Annotated in this window: 17 protein-coding genes and 1 riboswitch; of the genes, 12 read left to right on the top strand and 5 right to left on the bottom strand. The window is 37.6% G+C overall.

Annotated elements, in window-relative coordinates; genetic code table 11:
• Positions 1-112 precede the first annotated feature (112 nt).
• From gltB to EV282_RS08800, 7 genes are all read left to right on the top strand, one after another.
• Positions 113-4,669 carry a glutamate synthase large subunit gene (gene gltB, locus EV282_RS08830; RefSeq protein WP_130295488.1) on the top strand — a complete coding sequence of 1,519 codons (4,557 nt, stop codon included), beginning with the start codon at positions 113-115 and terminating at the stop codon, positions 4,667-4,669.
• A gap of 25 nt (positions 4,670-4,694) precedes the next feature.
• Complete coding sequence (locus EV282_RS08825; RefSeq protein ID WP_130295487.1) at positions 4,695-6,173, top strand: glutamate synthase subunit beta; 1,479 nt, start codon at positions 4,695-4,697, stop codon at positions 6,171-6,173.
• A gap of 105 nt (positions 6,174-6,278) precedes the next feature.
• Positions 6,279-7,208, top strand: coding sequence for a manganese-dependent inorganic pyrophosphatase (locus EV282_RS08820; RefSeq protein ID WP_130295485.1), 930 nt, complete (start codon positions 6,279-6,281; stop codon positions 7,206-7,208).
• A 108-nt stretch (positions 7,209-7,316) separates the two neighbouring features.
• Positions 7,317-7,423, top strand: a riboswitch (TPP riboswitch).
• 92 nt (positions 7,424-7,515) lie between these two features.
• A complete protein-coding gene (tenA, locus tag EV282_RS08815) occupies positions 7,516-8,223 on the top strand; it encodes a thiaminase II (protein ID WP_130295483.1) in 708 nt (235 codons plus the stop codon).
• Entirely contained in the window at positions 8,216-8,797 is a 582-nt protein-coding gene (locus EV282_RS08810) for an ECF transporter S component (RefSeq protein ID WP_130295482.1), read from the top strand. The genes tenA and EV282_RS08810 overlap by 8 nt, the downstream gene beginning before the upstream one ends.
• 14 nt (positions 8,798-8,811) lie before the next feature.
• Positions 8,812-10,281 carry an ABC transporter ATP-binding protein gene (locus EV282_RS08805; RefSeq protein WP_130295480.1) on the top strand — a complete coding sequence of 490 codons (1,470 nt, stop codon included), beginning with the start codon at positions 8,812-8,814 and terminating at the stop codon, positions 10,279-10,281.
• Positions 10,259-11,056 carry an energy-coupling factor transporter transmembrane component T family protein gene (locus EV282_RS08800; RefSeq protein ID WP_130295478.1) on the top strand — a complete coding sequence of 266 codons (798 nt, stop codon included), beginning with the start codon at positions 10,259-10,261 and terminating at the stop codon, positions 11,054-11,056. Before EV282_RS08805 ends, EV282_RS08800 begins: the two co-directional genes overlap by 23 nt.
• Positions 11,057-11,088: 32 nt before the next feature.
• Here the strand turns inward: EV282_RS08800 and EV282_RS08795 are convergent, their stop codons facing one another.
• Complete coding sequence (locus EV282_RS08795; protein ID WP_130295477.1) at positions 11,089-11,385, bottom strand: hypothetical protein; 297 nt, start codon at positions 11,383-11,385, stop codon at positions 11,089-11,091.
• 111 nt (positions 11,386-11,496) lie between these two features.
• Positions 11,497-12,117, bottom strand: a complete 621-nt coding sequence (locus tag EV282_RS08790; RefSeq protein ID WP_130295475.1) for a DUF2238 domain-containing protein — start codon at positions 12,115-12,117, stop codon at positions 11,497-11,499.
• Between the two features lie 92 nt (positions 12,118-12,209).
• On the opposite strand from EV282_RS08790, the gene EV282_RS08785 reads away from it, so the two are divergent.
• The 3 genes from EV282_RS08785 to EV282_RS08775 all read left to right on the top strand — a co-directional run bounded on the left by EV282_RS08785 (position 12,210) and on the right by EV282_RS08775 (position 14,173).
• Positions 12,210-13,079: a chemotaxis protein gene (locus EV282_RS08785; RefSeq protein WP_130295473.1), complete on the top strand. Its 870-nt coding sequence runs from the start codon at positions 12,210-12,212 to the stop codon at positions 13,077-13,079.
• Between the two features lie 67 nt (positions 13,080-13,146).
• Positions 13,147-13,680, top strand: a complete 534-nt coding sequence (locus EV282_RS08780) for a DUF6944 family repetitive protein (protein ID WP_130295472.1) — start codon at positions 13,147-13,149, stop codon at positions 13,678-13,680.
• Between the two features lie 28 nt (positions 13,681-13,708).
• Positions 13,709-14,173 carry an aminoacyl-tRNA deacylase gene (locus tag EV282_RS08775; protein WP_130295470.1) on the top strand — a complete coding sequence of 155 codons (465 nt, stop codon included), beginning with the start codon at positions 13,709-13,711 and terminating at the stop codon, positions 14,171-14,173.
• A gap of 63 nt (positions 14,174-14,236) precedes the next feature.
• Here the strand turns inward: EV282_RS08775 and EV282_RS08770 are convergent, their stop codons facing one another.
• Positions 14,237-15,340, bottom strand: a complete 1,104-nt coding sequence (locus EV282_RS08770) for an AbrB family transcriptional regulator (RefSeq protein WP_130295468.1) — start codon at positions 15,338-15,340, stop codon at positions 14,237-14,239.
• 85 nt (positions 15,341-15,425) lie between these two features.
• Entirely contained in the window at positions 15,426-16,064 is a 639-nt protein-coding gene (locus EV282_RS08765; protein ID WP_130295466.1) for a YczE/YyaS/YitT family protein, read from the bottom strand.
• Positions 16,065-16,223: 159 nt separating this feature from the next.
• Between EV282_RS08765 and aac(6') the strand changes: the two genes are divergently transcribed.
• Positions 16,224-16,667: an aminoglycoside 6'-N-acetyltransferase gene (aac(6'), locus tag EV282_RS08760; RefSeq protein ID WP_130295465.1), complete on the top strand. Its 444-nt coding sequence runs from the start codon at positions 16,224-16,226 to the stop codon at positions 16,665-16,667.
• Positions 16,668-16,943: 276 nt separating this feature from the next.
• Here aac(6') and EV282_RS08755 read toward each other — a convergent pair whose 3' ends face one another.
• Positions 16,944-17,216, bottom strand: a complete 273-nt coding sequence (locus tag EV282_RS08755) for a hypothetical protein (RefSeq protein ID WP_130295463.1) — start codon at positions 17,214-17,216, stop codon at positions 16,944-16,946.
• A 257-nt stretch (positions 17,217-17,473) separates the two neighbouring features.
• On the opposite strand from EV282_RS08755, the gene galT reads away from it, so the two are divergent.
• Complete coding sequence (galT, locus tag EV282_RS08750) at positions 17,474-18,460, top strand: galactose-1-phosphate uridylyltransferase (protein ID WP_130295461.1); 987 nt, start codon at positions 17,474-17,476, stop codon at positions 18,458-18,460.

Genomic DNA, 18,460 nt, shown 5'->3' with positions numbered 1-18,460 from the left:
ATTTGAGATTGTTTTAATCTAAATTATATATTGTTTCGATTAATTATAAACCTTAAACTAATTGAAAGAAAGTTTTGAACATTAAGTTGAAAACGTGAAGGGGGAGTAACCGATGACCTACAGTCAATTTCCAGAACCACAAGGGTTATATAGTCCGAACTTTGAACATGATGCTTGTGGAATTGGTCTATACGCTCATCTTAAAGGGCATGCTACCCATCAAATAGTAAAAAAAGGACTTCATATGCTATGCCAGCTTGACCATCGCGGAGGACAGGGAAGTGACCCGTTAACAGGTGATGGAGCTGGCTTGATGACTAAATTGCCGCATCTTTTCTTTAAAAAAGTAACTGACTTTGATTTACCGGAACAAGGCCGATACGGTGCTGGAATGATTTTTTTTCCTAACGATAAAGAAGCTCAAATGAAACTCGAAAATCAAATTAATTATTTTATTGAACAAGAAGGACAGAAACTTTTAGGCTGGAGAACTGTGCCGATTGATCGTTCTTCAATCGGCGAGAAAGCTCAAGATACATGTCCGGTTATCAAGCAGGTGTTTATTGCTTGTGATGACTCCATTATTGATGACCTTGTTTTTGAACGGAAACTTTTTGTAATTCGAAAACAAACAGAACACTGGGCAAGACAAAACGGTCTGCAAACCTATTTTGCAAGTTTGTCTACACAGACCATCGTCTATAAAGGACTTTTAACACCACAGCAAGTTGATACTTTTTATATTGACTTGCAGGATGAGGATTTTGTGTCCCCATTTGCTTTAGTGCATTCCCGTTTTAGCACAAATACATTTCCAACTTGGGAGCGCGCACATCCAAACCGTTATATCATTCATAACGGAGAGATCAACACTCTTCAAGGCAATATGAATTGGATGAAAGCACGTGAAAAACAGTTTGTATCTGAAGCATTTGGTGATGATATCCAAAAGCTTCTTCCGATTTTAGATGCTGATGGAAGTGATTCTTCTATTTTAGATCAGGCATTTGAATTTTTTGTACTTGCAGGAAGAAAGCCTTCACATACAGCTATGATGCTGATACCAGAACCATGGAGTGAGAATCCGCATCTCGAACAAGAAAGACGTGCCTTTTATGAATACCACAGTTGTTTAATGGAACCGTGGGATGGACCTACAGCCATCTCATTTACAAACGGTAAACAGATAGGAGCGATCCTCGATAGAAACGGATTACGTCCAGCAAGGTATTACGTAACTAAAGATGATTATATTATCTTCTCTTCAGAAGTAGGTGTCATTGATGTTGAAGAAGAGAACATTCTTTACAAAGAGCGTCTAAGTCCTGGAAGAATGCTTCTTATCGACATAGAAGAGGGACGCATCATTACAGATAATGAAATAAAGACAGAAATGACAAATGAGCAGCCTTATGAAGAATGGCTGACAAACGGGTTACTTCAATTAGAAGATAACGGGGAAGAACCTGTTGTTGATTTAGATGATATTAGAAGAAAACAAAAAGCTTTTGGATACACGTATGAAGATATTCATAAATATTTAATTCCTGTAATTACAGAAGGAAAAGACCCAATAGGATCAATGGGCAATGATACACCTCTCGCTGTGTTATCAGACAGACCACAATCATTATTCAACTATTTTAAACAGCTATTTGCACAAGTGACAAATCCGCCAATCGATGCGATTCGAGAAAAAGTCGTTACTTCAACGATGACATTACTGGGTGGAGAGGGTAATCTTCTGCATCCTGGACCGGAGAACGCCCGCAGAATTCAATTGGATTCTCCAGTATTGACAACAAATGAATTTAATCAAATAAAAGAAAATAACATTACTGACTTTAAACCCGCTATATTGCAAACACTTTTTTCAGAAGATTTGGAAACCGATTTGATCTCTTTTCAAAAGAAAGCAGAAAAAGCCATTTCCGATGGTGCAAGTATCCTTATCTTATCGGATCGAGATATGAATCCTTCTCAAACACCAATGCCGGTCCTGCTTGCGGTGAGTTCTTTACACCATTATCTTGTACAGAAAGGCTTACGTACAAAAGTTAGCTTGATCGTTGAAGCTGGTGAGGTAAGAGAAGTCCATCACTTTGCTGCCTTAATTGGATATGGTGCAGATGCAATCTATCCATATCTGACTTATAAAACGTTTGAAGAAGCAATTGAAGAGGGGCATATTAAGCTCTCACTTCAAGAGACAGTAAAAAAGTATAAAAAAGGTGTAACTGACGGAATTGTTAAAGTGATGTCAAAAATGGGTATTTCCACTGTTCAAAGTTATCGAGGTGCTCAAATCTTTGAAGCGGTGGGTATTGGAAAAGAAGTAATTGATCGTTATTTTCCTGCAACTGCCTCTCAAATTGATGGCATCACACTGGCTGAGATCCAAAAAGAAGCCCAGCTGCGACATCAAGAAGGGTTTATGGAAACGATTGAGGACACTTTAGATTCAGGAAGTGACTTCCAATGGAGAAACTCAGGTGAACATCATGCCTTTAATCCAAAAACGATTCATACCCTGCAATGGGCTTGCCGTAAGAATGACTACTCATTATTCAAAACGTTTTCTAAACTAGCCGATGATGAGCGAACAACATTCTTAAGAAACTTATTTTCGTTCAAACCTGAAGTGAAAAGTATTCCTCTTGATGAAGTTGAACCTGTAGAAACCATCGTTAAGAGATTTAAGACCGGAGCGATGTCATTCGGATCACTGAGTGCTGAGGCGCACGAATCACTAGCGATTGCCATGAACCGGTTAGGCGGCAAAAGCAATAGTGGTGAAGGCGGAGAACATCCAGCCCGGTTCATCCCAGATGAGAATGGAAACCACAGAAGAAGCAGCATCAAACAAGTTGCTTCAGGAAGATTCGGAGTGAAAAGTCATTACTTAGTGAATGCAGATGAACTGCAGATCAAGATGGCTCAGGGGGCTAAGCCTGGTGAAGGAGGTCAGCTGCCTGGCAACAAAGTTTATCCTTGGGTTGCTGACGTTCGTGGTTCAACTCCTGGTGTCGGTCTGATCTCACCACCGCCGCATCATGATATCTATTCGATTGAAGATATGGCTCAGCTTATACACGATTTAAAGAATGCAAACCGCGCCGCAAGAATCAGTGTAAAACTTGTAGCAAAATCAGGTGTAGGTACGATTGCTGCAGGTGTAGCAAAAGGCGCTGCTGATGTTATCGTAATCAGCGGTTATGACGGAGGAACAGGTGCATCTCCTAAAACGAGTATCAAGCATACTGGACTTCCATGGGAGCTCGGTCTTGCTGAAACTCATCAAACGCTTATGTTGAACGGACTTCGTGAACGTGTGACGCTAGAAACAGACGGTAAACTAATGACTGGTAAAGATGTAGTACTTGCTGCTCTACTAGGGGCTGAGGAATATGGATTCGCGACTGCTCCGTTAGTTGTCTTAGGATGCGTGATGATGCGTGCCTGTCATCTCGATACTTGTCCGGTCGGAGTCGCTACACAAAATCCAGAACTTAGAAAGAAATTTATGGGTGATCCTGATCATGTTGTGAACTACATGATGTTTGTTGCAGAAGAGATCCGTGAAATCATGGCACAGCTTGGATTTAGGACAATGGATGAAATGGTTGGCCGCACTGACGTATTAACTGTTGGTGAGCGTGCGGCTGCACACTGGAAGGCAAAACACTTGGATCTTTCAAGACTTTTATATCAGCCTGAAGGTGTACGAACTTGCAAGACTGTTCAAAATCACAAGATTGATCAATCATTAGATATACAAGAAATACTTCCTAAACTAAACCCTGTACTTGAACAGCAAAAAGCGGTATCTATAAACCTTCCAATAAAAAACACAAACCGTGTTGCCGGTACGATTGCAGGCAGTGAGATTACTAAACGATTTGGAGAAGAAGGATTACCTGAAGATACAGTTACCCTTAACTTTACCGGATCTGCGGGACAAAGCTTTGGTGCATTTATTCCGCGCGGGATGTCTCTATACCTGAATGGAGATAGCAATGATTATTTTGGGAAAGGTCTGTCAGGCGGAAAGATGATCGTTGCTCCTCCAAAAACAGCAGAATACCTTGCGGATGATAATGTGATTGTAGGTAATGTTGCGTTCTATGGCGCAACGAGCGGAGAAGCTTATATCAATGGTCTGGCTGGTGAAAGGTTTGCTGTCAGAAACAGCGGCGCAAACATTGTCGTTGAAGGTATTGGCGACCATGGCTGTGAGTATATGACAGGCGGAAATGTCGTAGTTTTAGGAGATGTGGGCAAAAACTTTGCAGCTGGAATGAGCGGAGGGATCGCCTATATTTACACTCATCAGCCCCTTATGTTTAAGAGGCTTTGCAATAAAGAAGGTATTGAGTTTGAAAGACTGGTTGACCATCATGAGACTGAATCAGTTAAACAATTAATTTTAAACCACTTTTCATATACACAAAGTAGAAAGGCTGCAGCAATTCTAGAGAACTGGAAATCAGCTCAATCACACTTTGTAAAAGTAATACCGAAAGATTATAAGGAAATGATTAAGAGAATCGAGGATGAGAAACAAGCCGGTTTATCAGATCAGGAAGCTGTTATGAGTGCATTTGAAGCAAGATCTGCTGCTAAAACACCAGCAGGGAGTCCTGGTCCAACAAAATTGATTCTAAAGTAAGCATAAGATGAAAGGAGAGATAATCATGGGTAAACCAACCGGATTTTTGGAATTCCCGCGAGAAGATACAAAAGAGAGAAAACCTCTCCACCGTCTGAAGGATTGGAAAGAATATACAGAAAAACAGCCGGAAGATATGCTTAAAAGACAAAGTGCAAGATGTATGGATTGCGGTACACCATTTTGCCATATCGGTATTGAAATCAACGGGGCAGCATCAGGCTGTCCCATCAATAATCTGATTCCTGAATGGAACGATCTTGTATACCGCGGAAAATGGAAAGAAGCACTAGAACGTTTAATAAAAACAAATAACTTCCCTGAATTTACTGGACGAGTTTGTCCTGCTCCTTGTGAAGGATCATGTACGGTCGAATTAGCGGGGCCAGCCGTTACTATTAAGAATATTGAACGAGCTATTATTGATAAAGGCTTTGAAAATGGGTGGATTAAACCGAGAATTCCTAAAAAACGTACAGGAAGAAGAATTGCTATTGTCGGCTCTGGACCAGCTGGACTTGCGGCTGCGGATCAGTTGAACCAGGCAGGACACGCTGTAACTGTTTTTGAGAGAGATAACCGTGCTGGAGGCCTTCTCACGTATGGTATTCCAAACATGAAGCTTGATAAAGATATTGTGAAGCGTAGAATCACACTTTTAAGACAAGAAGGCATTGATTTTGTTCTGAATACGGAAATCGGAAAAGATGTTATGCCCGAAGATCTTCAAGCTGACTTTGATTCAGTAATTCTTTGCACTGGTGCTCAAAAACAAAGAGATCTGGATCTTGAGGGAAGAGAAGCAAAAGGCGTACACTTTGCCATGAAATATTTAACTCAATCCACTAAACGATTATTAAATGATAAAATCAGCGAACCGCTAATAGACGCAAAAGATAAAAATGTTATTGTAATCGGCGGCGGTGATACTGGTGCAGACTGTGTCGCGACTGCTTTACGCCAAAAATGTAAAAGTGTTGTTCAATTCGGAAAGCATCCTAAGTTACCGGATGTAAGAAGCAAAACAAACATGTGGCCAGAACAGCCTTATATCTTCACGATGGATTACGCTTATGAAGAAGCAACTGCACAATTCGGATCAGATCCAAGAGAATATTCGGTTCAAACAAAAAAATTGGTTGCTGATGAAAATGGAAATTTAAAAGAACTCCATACGATTCAAATGAAAAGAACATCAGATGAAAATGGTAATCTTTCATTTGAAGAAATTCCAGGTACAGAGAAAGTATGGCCTGCAGACCTTGTGTTTATTGCAATTGGTTTTGAAGGAACGGAACAACCAGTATTGAAACAATTTGGTGTGGAAACAAAGAATAATAAAGTAGATGCGAACCATGGGGATTATAAAACAAACGTAGATGGTGTATTTGCAGCTGGCGATTCCAGACGGGGGCAAAGTTTAATCGTCTGGGCAATCCAAGAAGGACGCGACTGTGCCAAAGAAGTTGATAAACATCTAATGGGCAGTACGGTTTTGCCTTAAGTGTTTTTTCCATGCTACAATAAACTCTAAAAGCCAAAAGCGTTTATTCTATGATAAAATAAGGGCTGGCTATGAAAATTCTATTTATAAATAAGGAGTAGAAGCATGGAAAAAGTACTTATTTTTGGTCATAAAAATCCCGATACTGACACAATAACATCTGCAATCGTTTATGCAGATCTAAAAACAAAACTTGGACAAAATGTTGAGCCTGTTCGCTTAGGCGAGATCAATGGTGAAACAAAACATGCACTTGATTATTTTAAAGCAGATCTTCCTCGCTTAGTGGAAACTGTTTCCGATGAAACAAACGCTGTTATCTTAGTAGACCATAATGAACGTCAGCAAAGTGCTAATGACATTGATAAAGTACGTGTGTTAGAAGTTATCGATCATCACCGCATCGCCAACTTTGAAACAAGTGACCCATTGTATTACCGCGCTGAACCTGTTGGGTGTACAGCCACGATCCTAAATAAGATCTATAAAGAAAAAGGAATAAAAGTAGAAAAGAACATTGCTGGATTAATGCTTTCTGCTATTATTTCTGATTCTCTATTATTCAAATCCCCAACATGCACAGAAGAAGATGTTGAAGCAGCTCGAGAGCTGGCTGAAATCGCTGGCGTTGATGCAGAGACTTACGGTCTTGAGATGCTGAAAGCAGGAGCAGACTTAAGCGATAAGTCCATTGAAGAGCTAATCTCTCTTGATGCAAAAGAATTTAACATTGGTGCAAGCAAAGTAGAAGTTGCTCAAGTAAATACAGTAGATGCAAGTGATGTATTGAAACATCAAGACGACCTAGAAACGGCAATTTCGAAAGTAATTGATGAAAAAGATTTGGACCTGTTCATGTTCGTGGTAACAGACATCTTAACAAATGACTCAACTGCACTTGCACTCGGAAAAAGAGCCCAGTCTGTTGAAGACGCATATAATGTAAAGCTTGAAAACAATACAGCAGTATTAAAAGGTGTAGTTTCACGTAAAAAGCAGATTGTACCTGTATTAACAGAAGCAATGAGCAAATAATATCAAAATTAAAAGATGGAGAGATCCATCTTTTTTATTTGCTATTTTAGTTGACAATTATAACTAGCCTGTTATGATTTAAAACATAATACCAACTTAATAATTTTACGAAACCACTAGGGGTGCCTTTTAAAGGCTGAGATTGAAGTTTGACTTCGAGACTCTTAGAACCTGATCTGGATTATACCAGCGTAGGGAAGTGGCTGTTACGGAAACTATTTGACTTATTAGTGTTTCTATACAACCACTTTCTATTGCTGAAAGTGGTTTTTTTGTTGGTTAAAAACTATCTTGAGGAGGATTTTTTATGCCTGCATTTACTGAAGAACTGCGTAAACAAGCTGACCAAATCTGGGAAGCCAATCTTAATCACCCATTCGTAACAGGAATTGCAGAGGGAACTCTGCCTTTAGAAAATTTTAAATATTATGTGCTGCAAGATTCTTATTACTTATCTCATTTTGCAAGAATTCAAGCATTAGGGGCTGCAAGAGCTGAGGATTTATATACAACTTCCAGAATGGCTGCACATGCTCAAGGGACGAATGAGGCAGAGTTAGCGCTGCATGAAAAGTTTATTAAACAACTTCATATCACTGGAGAAGATCTAGCCAAATTTGAGCCTGCACCAACCGCTTATAATTACACTTCACATTTGTATCGAGTTGCTGATTCTGGAAGTTTAGGAGAAATAATTGCTGCTATTCTTCCATGCTATTGGATTTATCATGAAATCGGAGAAAGATTTGATGGAGCTGAGCCAAAAGAACCTATATACCAGGAATGGATCGCCGCATACGGAGGAGAATGGTTTGGCCAGCTGGTTCAAGAACAAATAAACCGATTAGATAACTTAGCAGAGAATGCTAGTCACGCTGAAAGAAAAAAAATGACACAGCACTTTTTACTCAGCTGCCAGTATGAATATTTGTTTTGGGAGATGGCTTTCTCATTGGAAAAATGGCCGGTTCCAACGCGTACTTTAAGCAATGAAAGGAGAACTGAAAATGTCTAACAGATTAAAGTTGACTGATATATTAGTCACAATTGTAATTTCGATCGGTTTTGGAATTCTTTATAAAATATGGGGACCTCTCTATTATGCTGTTAAGCCGTTGGGTATTCACATTGATCAATTAATCTATGGAATGTGGTTTATGGCTGCAACAGTGGCATTTTTGATCATACGTAAGCCAGGAGTGGCTCTTCTTGCAGAAGTTGCTGCTTCTTCAGGAGAATTTCTAATGGGATCAGAATTCGGGCTAGAAGTTTTATTATATGGAATCATTCAAGGTTTATTTGCTGAACTCTTACTCATGGCATTTAGATATAAGCGTTATGATTTATTAGCGGTTTCTATGGCAGGGATAAGTTCTTGCATAGGATCTTTAATTTTGGACTTTTATAAAGGATATATTGGAGATTTATCAACTTGGAATCTTATCCTCTATATGGCATTCAGATTTATCGGAACCATTCTTTTTACTGGAGTATTAGCAATTTCCATCGTTAAGGCCCTTGAAGCTACTGGTGTAACCAATCTCGTCAGATCTTCGTCACAAAAGGATTTTAATTCATTGGATCAATAAAGAGGTGTTATTGTATGGAATGTATTGCATCCGTTAATAAGTTAAGATTAAAGTTTCCAGAAGAGAAAGGATTATTATTTAAAGATTTATCGATTTCATTTCAAGAAGGAGAAAAAGTATTATTACTTGGTCCGTCGGGATGCGGAAAATCTACTCTTCTGCAAGTCTTATCTGGTCTTATCCCTCAATCAATTGATATTCCCATTAAAAGTGAGAGCATTCAAATCCCTTATTCATGGGGATTTGTATTCCAGGATCCTGATTCTCAGTTTTGTATGCCATATGTTGATGAAGAAATTGCGTTTGTTTTAGAAAATCTTCAAATACCTAGGGAAGAGATGACAGTCAAAATTAAAGAGCTTCTAACTACTGTAGGCCTCTGCCTGGATGACATTCATACGGAAATTCAAACGCTTTCTGGTGGAATGAAACAGCGTTTAGCACTGGCAACGGTTTTAGCTTTAGATCCTGAGGTGATATTTTTAGATGAACCAACTGCTTTAATTGATGAAGAAGGTACTGCCGAAGTATGGGATACAGTTAAAGCTATTTCAAAGGATAAGACGATAATCATCGTTGAACATAAAATTGATCAGATTATAGATGTTATCGATCGAGTTATCGTGTTTACACATGATGGAAAGATCATGGCGGATGGAAATTCAACTTACATTTTTTCTAATTTCAAAGAAGAGCTTAAAAGATTTGGAATTTGGTATCCGAGTGCATGGGAGGAATATAAAAAAGAAAAAGTCCAAAACACTCTTACGAAACATAGTGATAGTCTGCTCCGTTTAGAAAACTTTCGAGGATACAGAAAAAAAGAGAATGCGATTACTTTAGAAAAAGCTGCTGTTCATTCAGGAGAATGGATTGCCGTTACAGGAGCTAATGGTGCTGGGAAAAGTACACTCTTATTATCATTGATGCAATTACTAAAAACATCTGGTGATTACAGGATCGATGGATGTTCCATAAAAAGCTTTGCTGACCTGAATAACAGAGCATATTTTGTTTTTCAAAATCCTGAATATCAGTTTCTAACGAATAGTGTTTTAGAAGAGATTACTTATGAACTAAGGCAAAGAAACGAAGAGAGTCATGCAGATGTTTTTAAAAAGGCAAATGATCTCTTAACAATATTCGGGTTGAAAGATAAACAGAAACAACATCCTTATCATCTGTCTCTTGGTGAAAAAAGGCGTTTAAGTGTGGCCACTGCTTTTATACAAAATCCACAGGTACTGCTATTGGATGAGCCTACTTTTGGTCAGGATTCTAAAAATACATTTAAGCTGCTCGAATTGTTGCAAGAAGAGAGCCAAAAGGGAACGATCATCATCATGGTTACACATGATTTAAATATCATACATCATTTTGCCACAACAGTATGGAAAGTGAAAAATGGAAAAGTGATCACCGACTGGAAGAAGGATGATATGAAAACAGGATCAGAGGGTGATGTGTATGAATATATCTTTTGAAGAAAGTTGGCTGCATAAGGTTAACCCTGCTCTTAAACTAATAACACTCACATTTTTGTTTGTATTTGTTGTAATGATCCATCATTTAAATGATATGATAACTTTTACATTTACCGTTTCTATCTTGTTCTTCTTTTGTACAGGTCACTCCTATAAACGGATCTTACTTTTTCTCATACCTTTTCTACTTGTTTTTTTTTCAACGGCAGTTTCAATGATTTTATTTGGAAAAGGGGAAACAACTCTCTTTAAATTGGGAATTGTAAACGTTACAGAGGAAAGTTTATTTCGCGGTTTACACTTAGGTTTTAGAGCGCTTGTATTTGCGATGATGGGTATGACATTCGTTTTGACGACAAAGCCAGTCCTGCTATTTTATTCACTGATGCAGCAGCTTAAATTGCAACCAAAGTATGCTTATAGTTTTATGGCAGCGATTCGGTTGATGCCAATCATGTTTGAAGAATTACAGACCATTCTAGATGCACAGAAAGTACGAGGAGTTCACAGTCAAAAAGGAATCAGGAGTTTATTGAAGGATATTAAATCACTGCCGATTCCTCTGCTTTCACAAAGTATACGAAGAGCTTTTCGTATTGCAGTTGCGATGGAAGCAAAGAGGTTTAACTCGACAAATGAAAGAACTTATTATTATCATTTAGGGTTTTCAATCTTTGATCTATTATTTATTGGTTACTTTATTTTAATGATAAGTTTAGGTTATTTATTTGCAACGGAATTCCCGCTGTTTCCAGTGACAGATGTAAGATATTAAAGCACACTCCAGCAAGCCGGGTGTGCTTTTTGCTATGGAATTATAATACGATCGTTTTGTTTTAACAAAACGGTATATTCACCTTTATTTAATTTTTGATAAATGGGAAAAGGCACTGTTAATGCTTCCCCGGTTGAAAGAACAATCTTGTAATTCGGCTCTACAGTGAAGACAGTTCCCCTATCTATGACTTGTTCAGATCGAATTTTGTTAACGATGTGACCTTTATATTCGGTAATCTTAAATTCTTCTTCTACATAATCCGTCCACGCAAAATAAAGAAGAAAACCTGATAAGAATGTACTAATGATAATCAGAATACCTTTCATAATTCCACCTCATTCTAGTATGAATCAAAAGCCTAAAAATTATCGAAAGAGGGAAGGAGTATTTAAAGGGATTTGCCATTTATTTAATTAATATAACTATCATTAATAAATTCATGACCAGCTTTTATGATTCAAGGATTTTATGAATCGATTATGCAATCTCGTTAATAGGAGTAAAGCAATGATCGAACCCATTAAAGTAAGGGACATGTCCCATTGAGCGTCCCAAATATCTCCCTGGGCACCAACAAAGTCTTTTGTTTCTCTATTTGAAATTCTGCTTGCGATCCATTCCACAATTTCGTAAAATCCAGACAGCGAAAGAGTCATATTAATCGCTATAAATTGAACCCACTTTCCTATGGGCAAAGCAGTTTTCAAGATTAATATTTCACGAAAAACAATGAAGATTAGTCCTTTCAAAAAATGTCCAAAGCGATCATAGTGGTTACGTTCTAAGTCGAAATTTTTCTGAAACCAATCAAAAAGCGGAACATCATCATACGTAAAATGACCGCCAATAAAAGTCATTATCGTTAATAATGCAATGATGCTATACGAAAGATTAGTCAGCCTTACTTTGTTATAAAAATAAAGCACAGCCAAAATGAGAATTACAGATGGTCCTACCTCTAATATCCATATGGGATAATGCGCAGGCTTTATGAATGACCAAGTAAAAAAAGCGATAACTACTATTAGTATAAATATATGAAAGTAATTTCTATTCATATTAAAAATCCCTCACAATCTACTATCAGTATTGATTTTCTTTAACGGTCGTATACGTTTTGAGCATAATTTTAAAAAAGGATGTGAACATCATGTCAAAAAAGATCGCTGTAGTTGTCCTGCATGGTATCGGGGACCAAAAAGAAGATTTTTCAGATATATTTTCAGAAGAACTGACTAAAAGATTTACTCAAAATCTAAAACCTTATTTACCTGCCCCAGAAACAGAATTAGTTATTCAGCCTATCTATTGGGGCAGTGTGTTCAATGGACGGGAAAATGAGATGTGGGAAAAACTCTCAAAAGCTGCAGAATTAGATTTTGTAAAGTTGAGACATTTTGTAATTAACTTTTTCGGCGATGCAATCGCTTATCAGCCGTCTGCAAACCACAATCCAAATTATATAAAGGTTCATGAGGTCTATGCGAAGGGACTTCAAAAACTGAGTGAAAAAGCAGGTCAAGACGCACCGCTATTCGTAATTGCTCACAGTTTAGGAACGGTGATAACAAGTAATTATTTTTATGATCTGCAATACATACCTGACAGAGTTCCTAAGAAAGTACAAGAAAGTATGGCTGATACACCTCTTGAACAAGGAGACACACTAACAGGATTTTATTCATTAGGAAGCCCGCTTGCTTTATGGAGTTTAAGATATGCTGACTTTGATGTGCCGATCAATGTACCTTCACCTAATCTAAAAAAATATTATCCCAGTCTGAGCGGAAATTGGATAAATATGTACGACAGAGATGATGTCTTTGGGTACCCGCTTAAACCGCTTAATGATGCATATGATAAAGCGGTTGCCATTGATGTTGAAATAAACAGTGGGAATCTATTCAGCAGCTGGTCACCTTTATCACATATGCATTATTTCACAACTAACGATTTAATCAATAGAATAGGTGATGATCTTGCTAATACATGGAAACAAATTAATTTAAAGAACAGCTAATACAAGAGCAACCATTCAAGTCCAAGAATACACTGAAAAATGAACTTGCGAATTGGATGGGAAACAGATGAATAGTGAGGAAAAACAAAGGATCGGTTCTATCATTCAGGCCATTGGAACTGTCATATCTGCTTATGCGAATACCCCTAATCAATACCTTAACGATACATTCCTTGACGATCTTGACTTAATAGGGAATGCTCTGCAAGCTACAGGAAATGCATTAATAGCTGATGGACAGGAACCATTCACACTGAGCAGGATCGGAAATGAGGTACAAGCTGCGGGAAACACCACCGTGATTGCGGGAATGATTATGCCATTTAAAGATAGAACGAAACAAGTGCTTAATATAAAAGGAAACTTACTGCAATCATTTGGGGCTGGGATTGAACTTGGAGATGAGTTAGATGAGAAACCTTCATTAAATAAAGCCATCAATGTGATCTCAAATGTTTTACAGGTGGCAGGAAATGCCTTACAGGCTCTTGGAGGGAAATATGAGCTGGATTACCCTAATGGGGACACCGAATACAGTCAGTCTTTAATATTAGCAGGGAGCTGGATTCAAGCTGTCGGTGCTGTCCTTTCAACATTATAATAACCGTGGGAAAGAAAGGAACTCTAATATGGAAAAGTATGAAAACATGTTGAAAAAGTACATACAAGAAAACAATCTATCAGCAGAGCATTATCGTTTATCAGGGTCTTGTCATTCAGTAGAAGAAGCCGCACAAGCCATGCAAGCTCCTTCCGATTTATTTGTAAAAAACATTTGTCTAATCGACGAAAATAAACGTTTAATTGTAGCAATTGTAAAAGGAAAAGATCGAGCTAGCACAACCCTTGTGGGAAAAGTATTAAATATCTCTAAGCCAAGGTTAGCAAATGAAATTGAGATTTTAGAGTATACTGGATTTCCTGTAGGAGGTGTTCCATCTTTTGGATATAAAGCTGTCTTCTTAGTAGATCCTAAAGTAACAGAACAGTCATACATATACACTGGAGGGGGATCTGCGAATTCCCTAATAAAAATAAGTGTTGAAGAGATGCTAGAAATTAATGAGGGACTAGTCGTAAAAATCAGAAGGTAAATGATTCACTAACAAACCCCCAACGTTTTTTAACGTTGGGGGTTTGTTTAATAAAGTGAAATATTATTTACCATTGAAATCCTTTTTCTTTAAACTTAATCCTAAGATTACTTTTAACAGGGGAGGTACTACAAAGAAGATGAATAGGATTCTGAATAGTTGATAACCCGAAATCATTGATACGTCGGCTTCTAATTCATGTCCTATAACACCCATTTGATCCGCACCGCCAGGGGCAAGGCTTAAGAAACTTGTTATAGAAGAAAAGTGATACTGCCATACAAGCAAGAAGCTCAGTCCTAATGAAATACACACTAAAATTAAACTGCTGAAAAGAGCTACAGGAATAATTTTCGCTTTATGTTTTAATTTATCAGGTTTTAATAATAAACCTATATAACCACCAATCATAAATTGAGAGATATCCAGAACTACAGAGGGAAGTGGCGGTCCTTGAACACCTGATACATTCAAAAAAGCGATACCTAGTATGGGTCCTAATAAAAAGGCTGTTGGCAGTTTTATCTTTTTTCCTATAAGAGCAACTATCACAGAAAATATCGCAAATAAAATGATCTGGGGAAAGAACTCCTGCTGCACATTACCGCTAATAACCTCTGGAGCAGTTTCCAATCCTTCTTTGGAAAACAGGGGGCTGAAGATAAGAAAGGGAACAAAAAAGATAATCATAATCACTCTGATTACTTGAAAGAAAGTAACCGTGGTAATATCAATTCCTTTTGTTTCTTCCGCAAACGTTATGATTTGCGAGAGACCACCTGGAATACTGCTAGTCAAAGCAGTGGGGAAATTAATGTCGGTAATACGTGAAATTAAAAAAGCCATTCCGGTACATAACAATATAAGTAGGATCGTCATAAAAGCCATCGATGGAAGCTTTGATATCATCGTAAAGAGTGTATCCCGTGTAAATGTAAGACCGATTGAATAACCAACAATAATCAACCCTGTATTTCGTATATATATTGGCCAATGAAGCTTTATGATTCCTAGATTAGAAACTATTAAAACTGCCGTCATCGGTCCCAAAAGCCAAGGGATAGGGAGTTTAAAAATAGAAAAAAAGAAGCCACCAATTAAAGCCGACAATAAAGCTATGGATATTTGAGGGAGTTGATTAGTTTTATAATCTAATATACTCTTCATCACAAAACCTTCTTTTGTTACTACTGTTCTTATGTTTACTTACTATAGTGTAGCACAGTAACTCTAAGAACTGTAAGGTGTAAACTCAACTAGCTGCTTTCTTTTTACCCTTTATTGACTCTAACAAACTATCGATCCATCTCGAACAAAAAAGAAAGGAACGCTGAAAGATAGGGCTCTGAATAAAGGTATAGATGAAGGTGAAAATGAAGACGGGTCCACCGATTAATAATCCCAGTAATAGAACAAGACATTCCATCAAAATTCTGACTCTACTGATGGAAATACCCGTTTTCTCTGATATTGACAGCATGAACCCATCCCTTGGTCCTGCTCCAATTCCAGCAGCAGAATACATACCGCCGCCAATCCCCATCAAAACTATGCCTATGAATAATATCAGAACATCAAAAGGAAGTCCTGATGAGCTTGGAAGCAGTTGAAAATAAAGAAAAGTATCTACCATTACACCAACTAAAACAGCGTTTAAAAAAGTACCCACGTTTATGTATTTTCTATTAACCTTTAAAGTTATTGAGATCAGAAGGAGTCCCACAATAATGTTCCATGTGCCTATCGTAAATCCAAACTTATCAAAGAGAGCGATATTTAAAACATCCCATGGGCTAACCCCTAAATATTTCACTTGTATGGCTAAAGCAATTCCATAGCTGAAGATACATAACCCAATTACAAAAAAGGAAACCCTAACTCCATATCTCATCTGCTTTCCCTCTTTTCCATGATTTAGTCTATAAATTAATTAGACTATATAGGAAAGATATATAAAAAGAAAATTAAAAGATTTATCATTTATTAAGAAGGAGTCATCCGATTTTGTCGAATGACAAGAGATAAATAAAAAAAGAGAGGTATATATTATATGGAATCTATCATTGAAGCAAATGAACAATATTTAGACCGGGTAACAGAGATGGGTGTAGATCTTTGGCCTAATAATGATTTTCATGATTTGAAAAAGGAGTTTTCAGATCTTATTTATTCGCCAAAAGATAAGGTGTTCTTGTACATAATAAATGAAATCGCTTCGGCTTTTATTCATGTCTCTATTAGGAGTGATTACGTAGAAGGGTCAGAATCAAGTCCAACAGGTTTTGTTGAAGGTATTTACGTGTCGCCTAATTTAAGAAGAAGAGGCATATCAAAAAAACTCTTGGATAAAGGAGAAACATGGCTTAAGAGTAAAGGATGTACTCAAATCGGTTCAGATATTGAGCTTAACAATGAAACAAGCTACTTGTTTCATACTCAAGTTGGATTTAAGGAAGCTAACAGGCTGATTGCATTTATAAAGGATATTAATTAAGGCCCTCCATAAAACTTTGCTGTACTTGAACGTGGTTAAGTTCCGTTTCAGGATACTCGCTTTCCGAGGGACGTTACTTATAGACGCAGGAACAAAGATAATTTCTTAGAGCGGGACAGGTGAGATTCCTAAGGGTGCATGCGCCTAGGATGCTTACAGCACTTCCTCTTCGCATGCCAAACTAGACGTTTTTCAAGCGGTGGGCACGCAACTTGCACTCCAATTCACTATCCATTGAAGAGAATAAACATTAGAACCAAAAATCAACAACCTTAATTAAAGAATGAATAATAAAGAGGGCAGCCACATGGAAAGAAACACAATAAACAGGCCAGCAGCAATGAGTAGGAAAACGTTCAGCCTAAACTTACTCCTTTTATGTGAATAAAGCAGTTTCCATGTTCCCAAAAAGATAAACACGAATCCAGTTAGAAAGATAATCAAAGAAATCATCCCGCTTGCTTTTAAAACTTGGCTGCCTGCTGATACAGCAGATGCAGAAAATAAAAGAATGAAGATCATGGGATTAACTTTACTTTTCACTTTCATAATAGCTCCTCCAACAAGACATGAGAAAAAGTTCTCATGTTTTTTTATACATCACTGTCATTCTACTTCTGTGCAATTCTGTAAAGAAGAGCATAAAGTACCTATTAAACTTGGATAGAGGCTACACTCTTCCAATATTTAAATCATTCATTTTCTTTAACTGCCTATAATAAAATCAAATAAAGGCCAATATTTTATAACCTAAAGGATACCACTCGCATTTTACATCATACGTATTACTTCTGGGGGTGACTCGAATGGCTGAACTGCGTTACAATCCGCTTTTGGACAGCTGGATAATGGTATCCGCAAAGAGACAATTCAGACCTTATTTACCAAAAGACCATTGTCCCTTTTGTCCAGGGTCTGGAAAAGTTCCTGAAGACTATGATGTTCATGTTTTCCAAAATGATTATCCTGTACTAAGAGCAGAACCTTCAGAACCTGACGATGTAGGAGGAAACTTGTATCAGACAAGAGAAGCTGCGGGAAGGTGTGAGGTTATACTTTATTCTTCAGACCATCATGCTACGCTCCCCGATCTTACAAGATCACAGATGAAGCGGGTGATCGATCTTTGGACTGAAACTTTTAACAAATTGGATAAGGATGAAAAGCACCAATACGTAATGATTTTTGAGAATAGAGGAGAAGAAGTAGGAGTAACCATTACACATCCCCACGGTCAAGTTTATGCCTATCCATTTATTCCTCAAAAAGTGAAGATCGAATTAGATAACTGTAAGAAGTACTTACAAAAGACTGGAAGAAACATGTTTGATGACATGATTAAAGAAGAGAAACGATTTGGCCAAAGAGTAGTTTTAGAGAATGATTATTTTATTGCATTTATTCCTTTTTTTACTGATACTCCTTTTGGTCTTTTTATTGTAAGTAAGGAGAATAAAACAGCTTTAACGGATTTTACCGAAGAGGAAAAGAACGCTTTAGGGGATATTCTTCAAGAAGTAATAGGTGGCATGGATCACTTATTTAATTGTACGTTTCCATTTATGATGGGCATACACGGAAGACCGAGCAACTCAGAAAATGTTGAAAGCTATTATCGATTTCACATAGAGTTTTATTCCCCAATGCAAACAAAGGAAAAATTAAAACTAAATGCTGCTTCTGAAACGGCAGGATGGGCAGTAGCTCTCCCAACAAGAGCAGAAGACAACGCTGTTTTACTTAGAAAAGCCATTCAAGTATTTTGGGAAAATGGCGGAATTAAAAATAATTAA

The sequence above is a fragment of the Fictibacillus sp. BK138 genome, from assembly GCF_004216955.1.
Classification (GTDB): domain Bacteria; phylum Bacillota; class Bacilli; order Bacillales; family Fictibacillaceae; genus Fictibacillus.
Note: the sequence above shows the minus strand (reverse complement) of the source record. Positions and strands in the feature narration are given on the sequence as shown.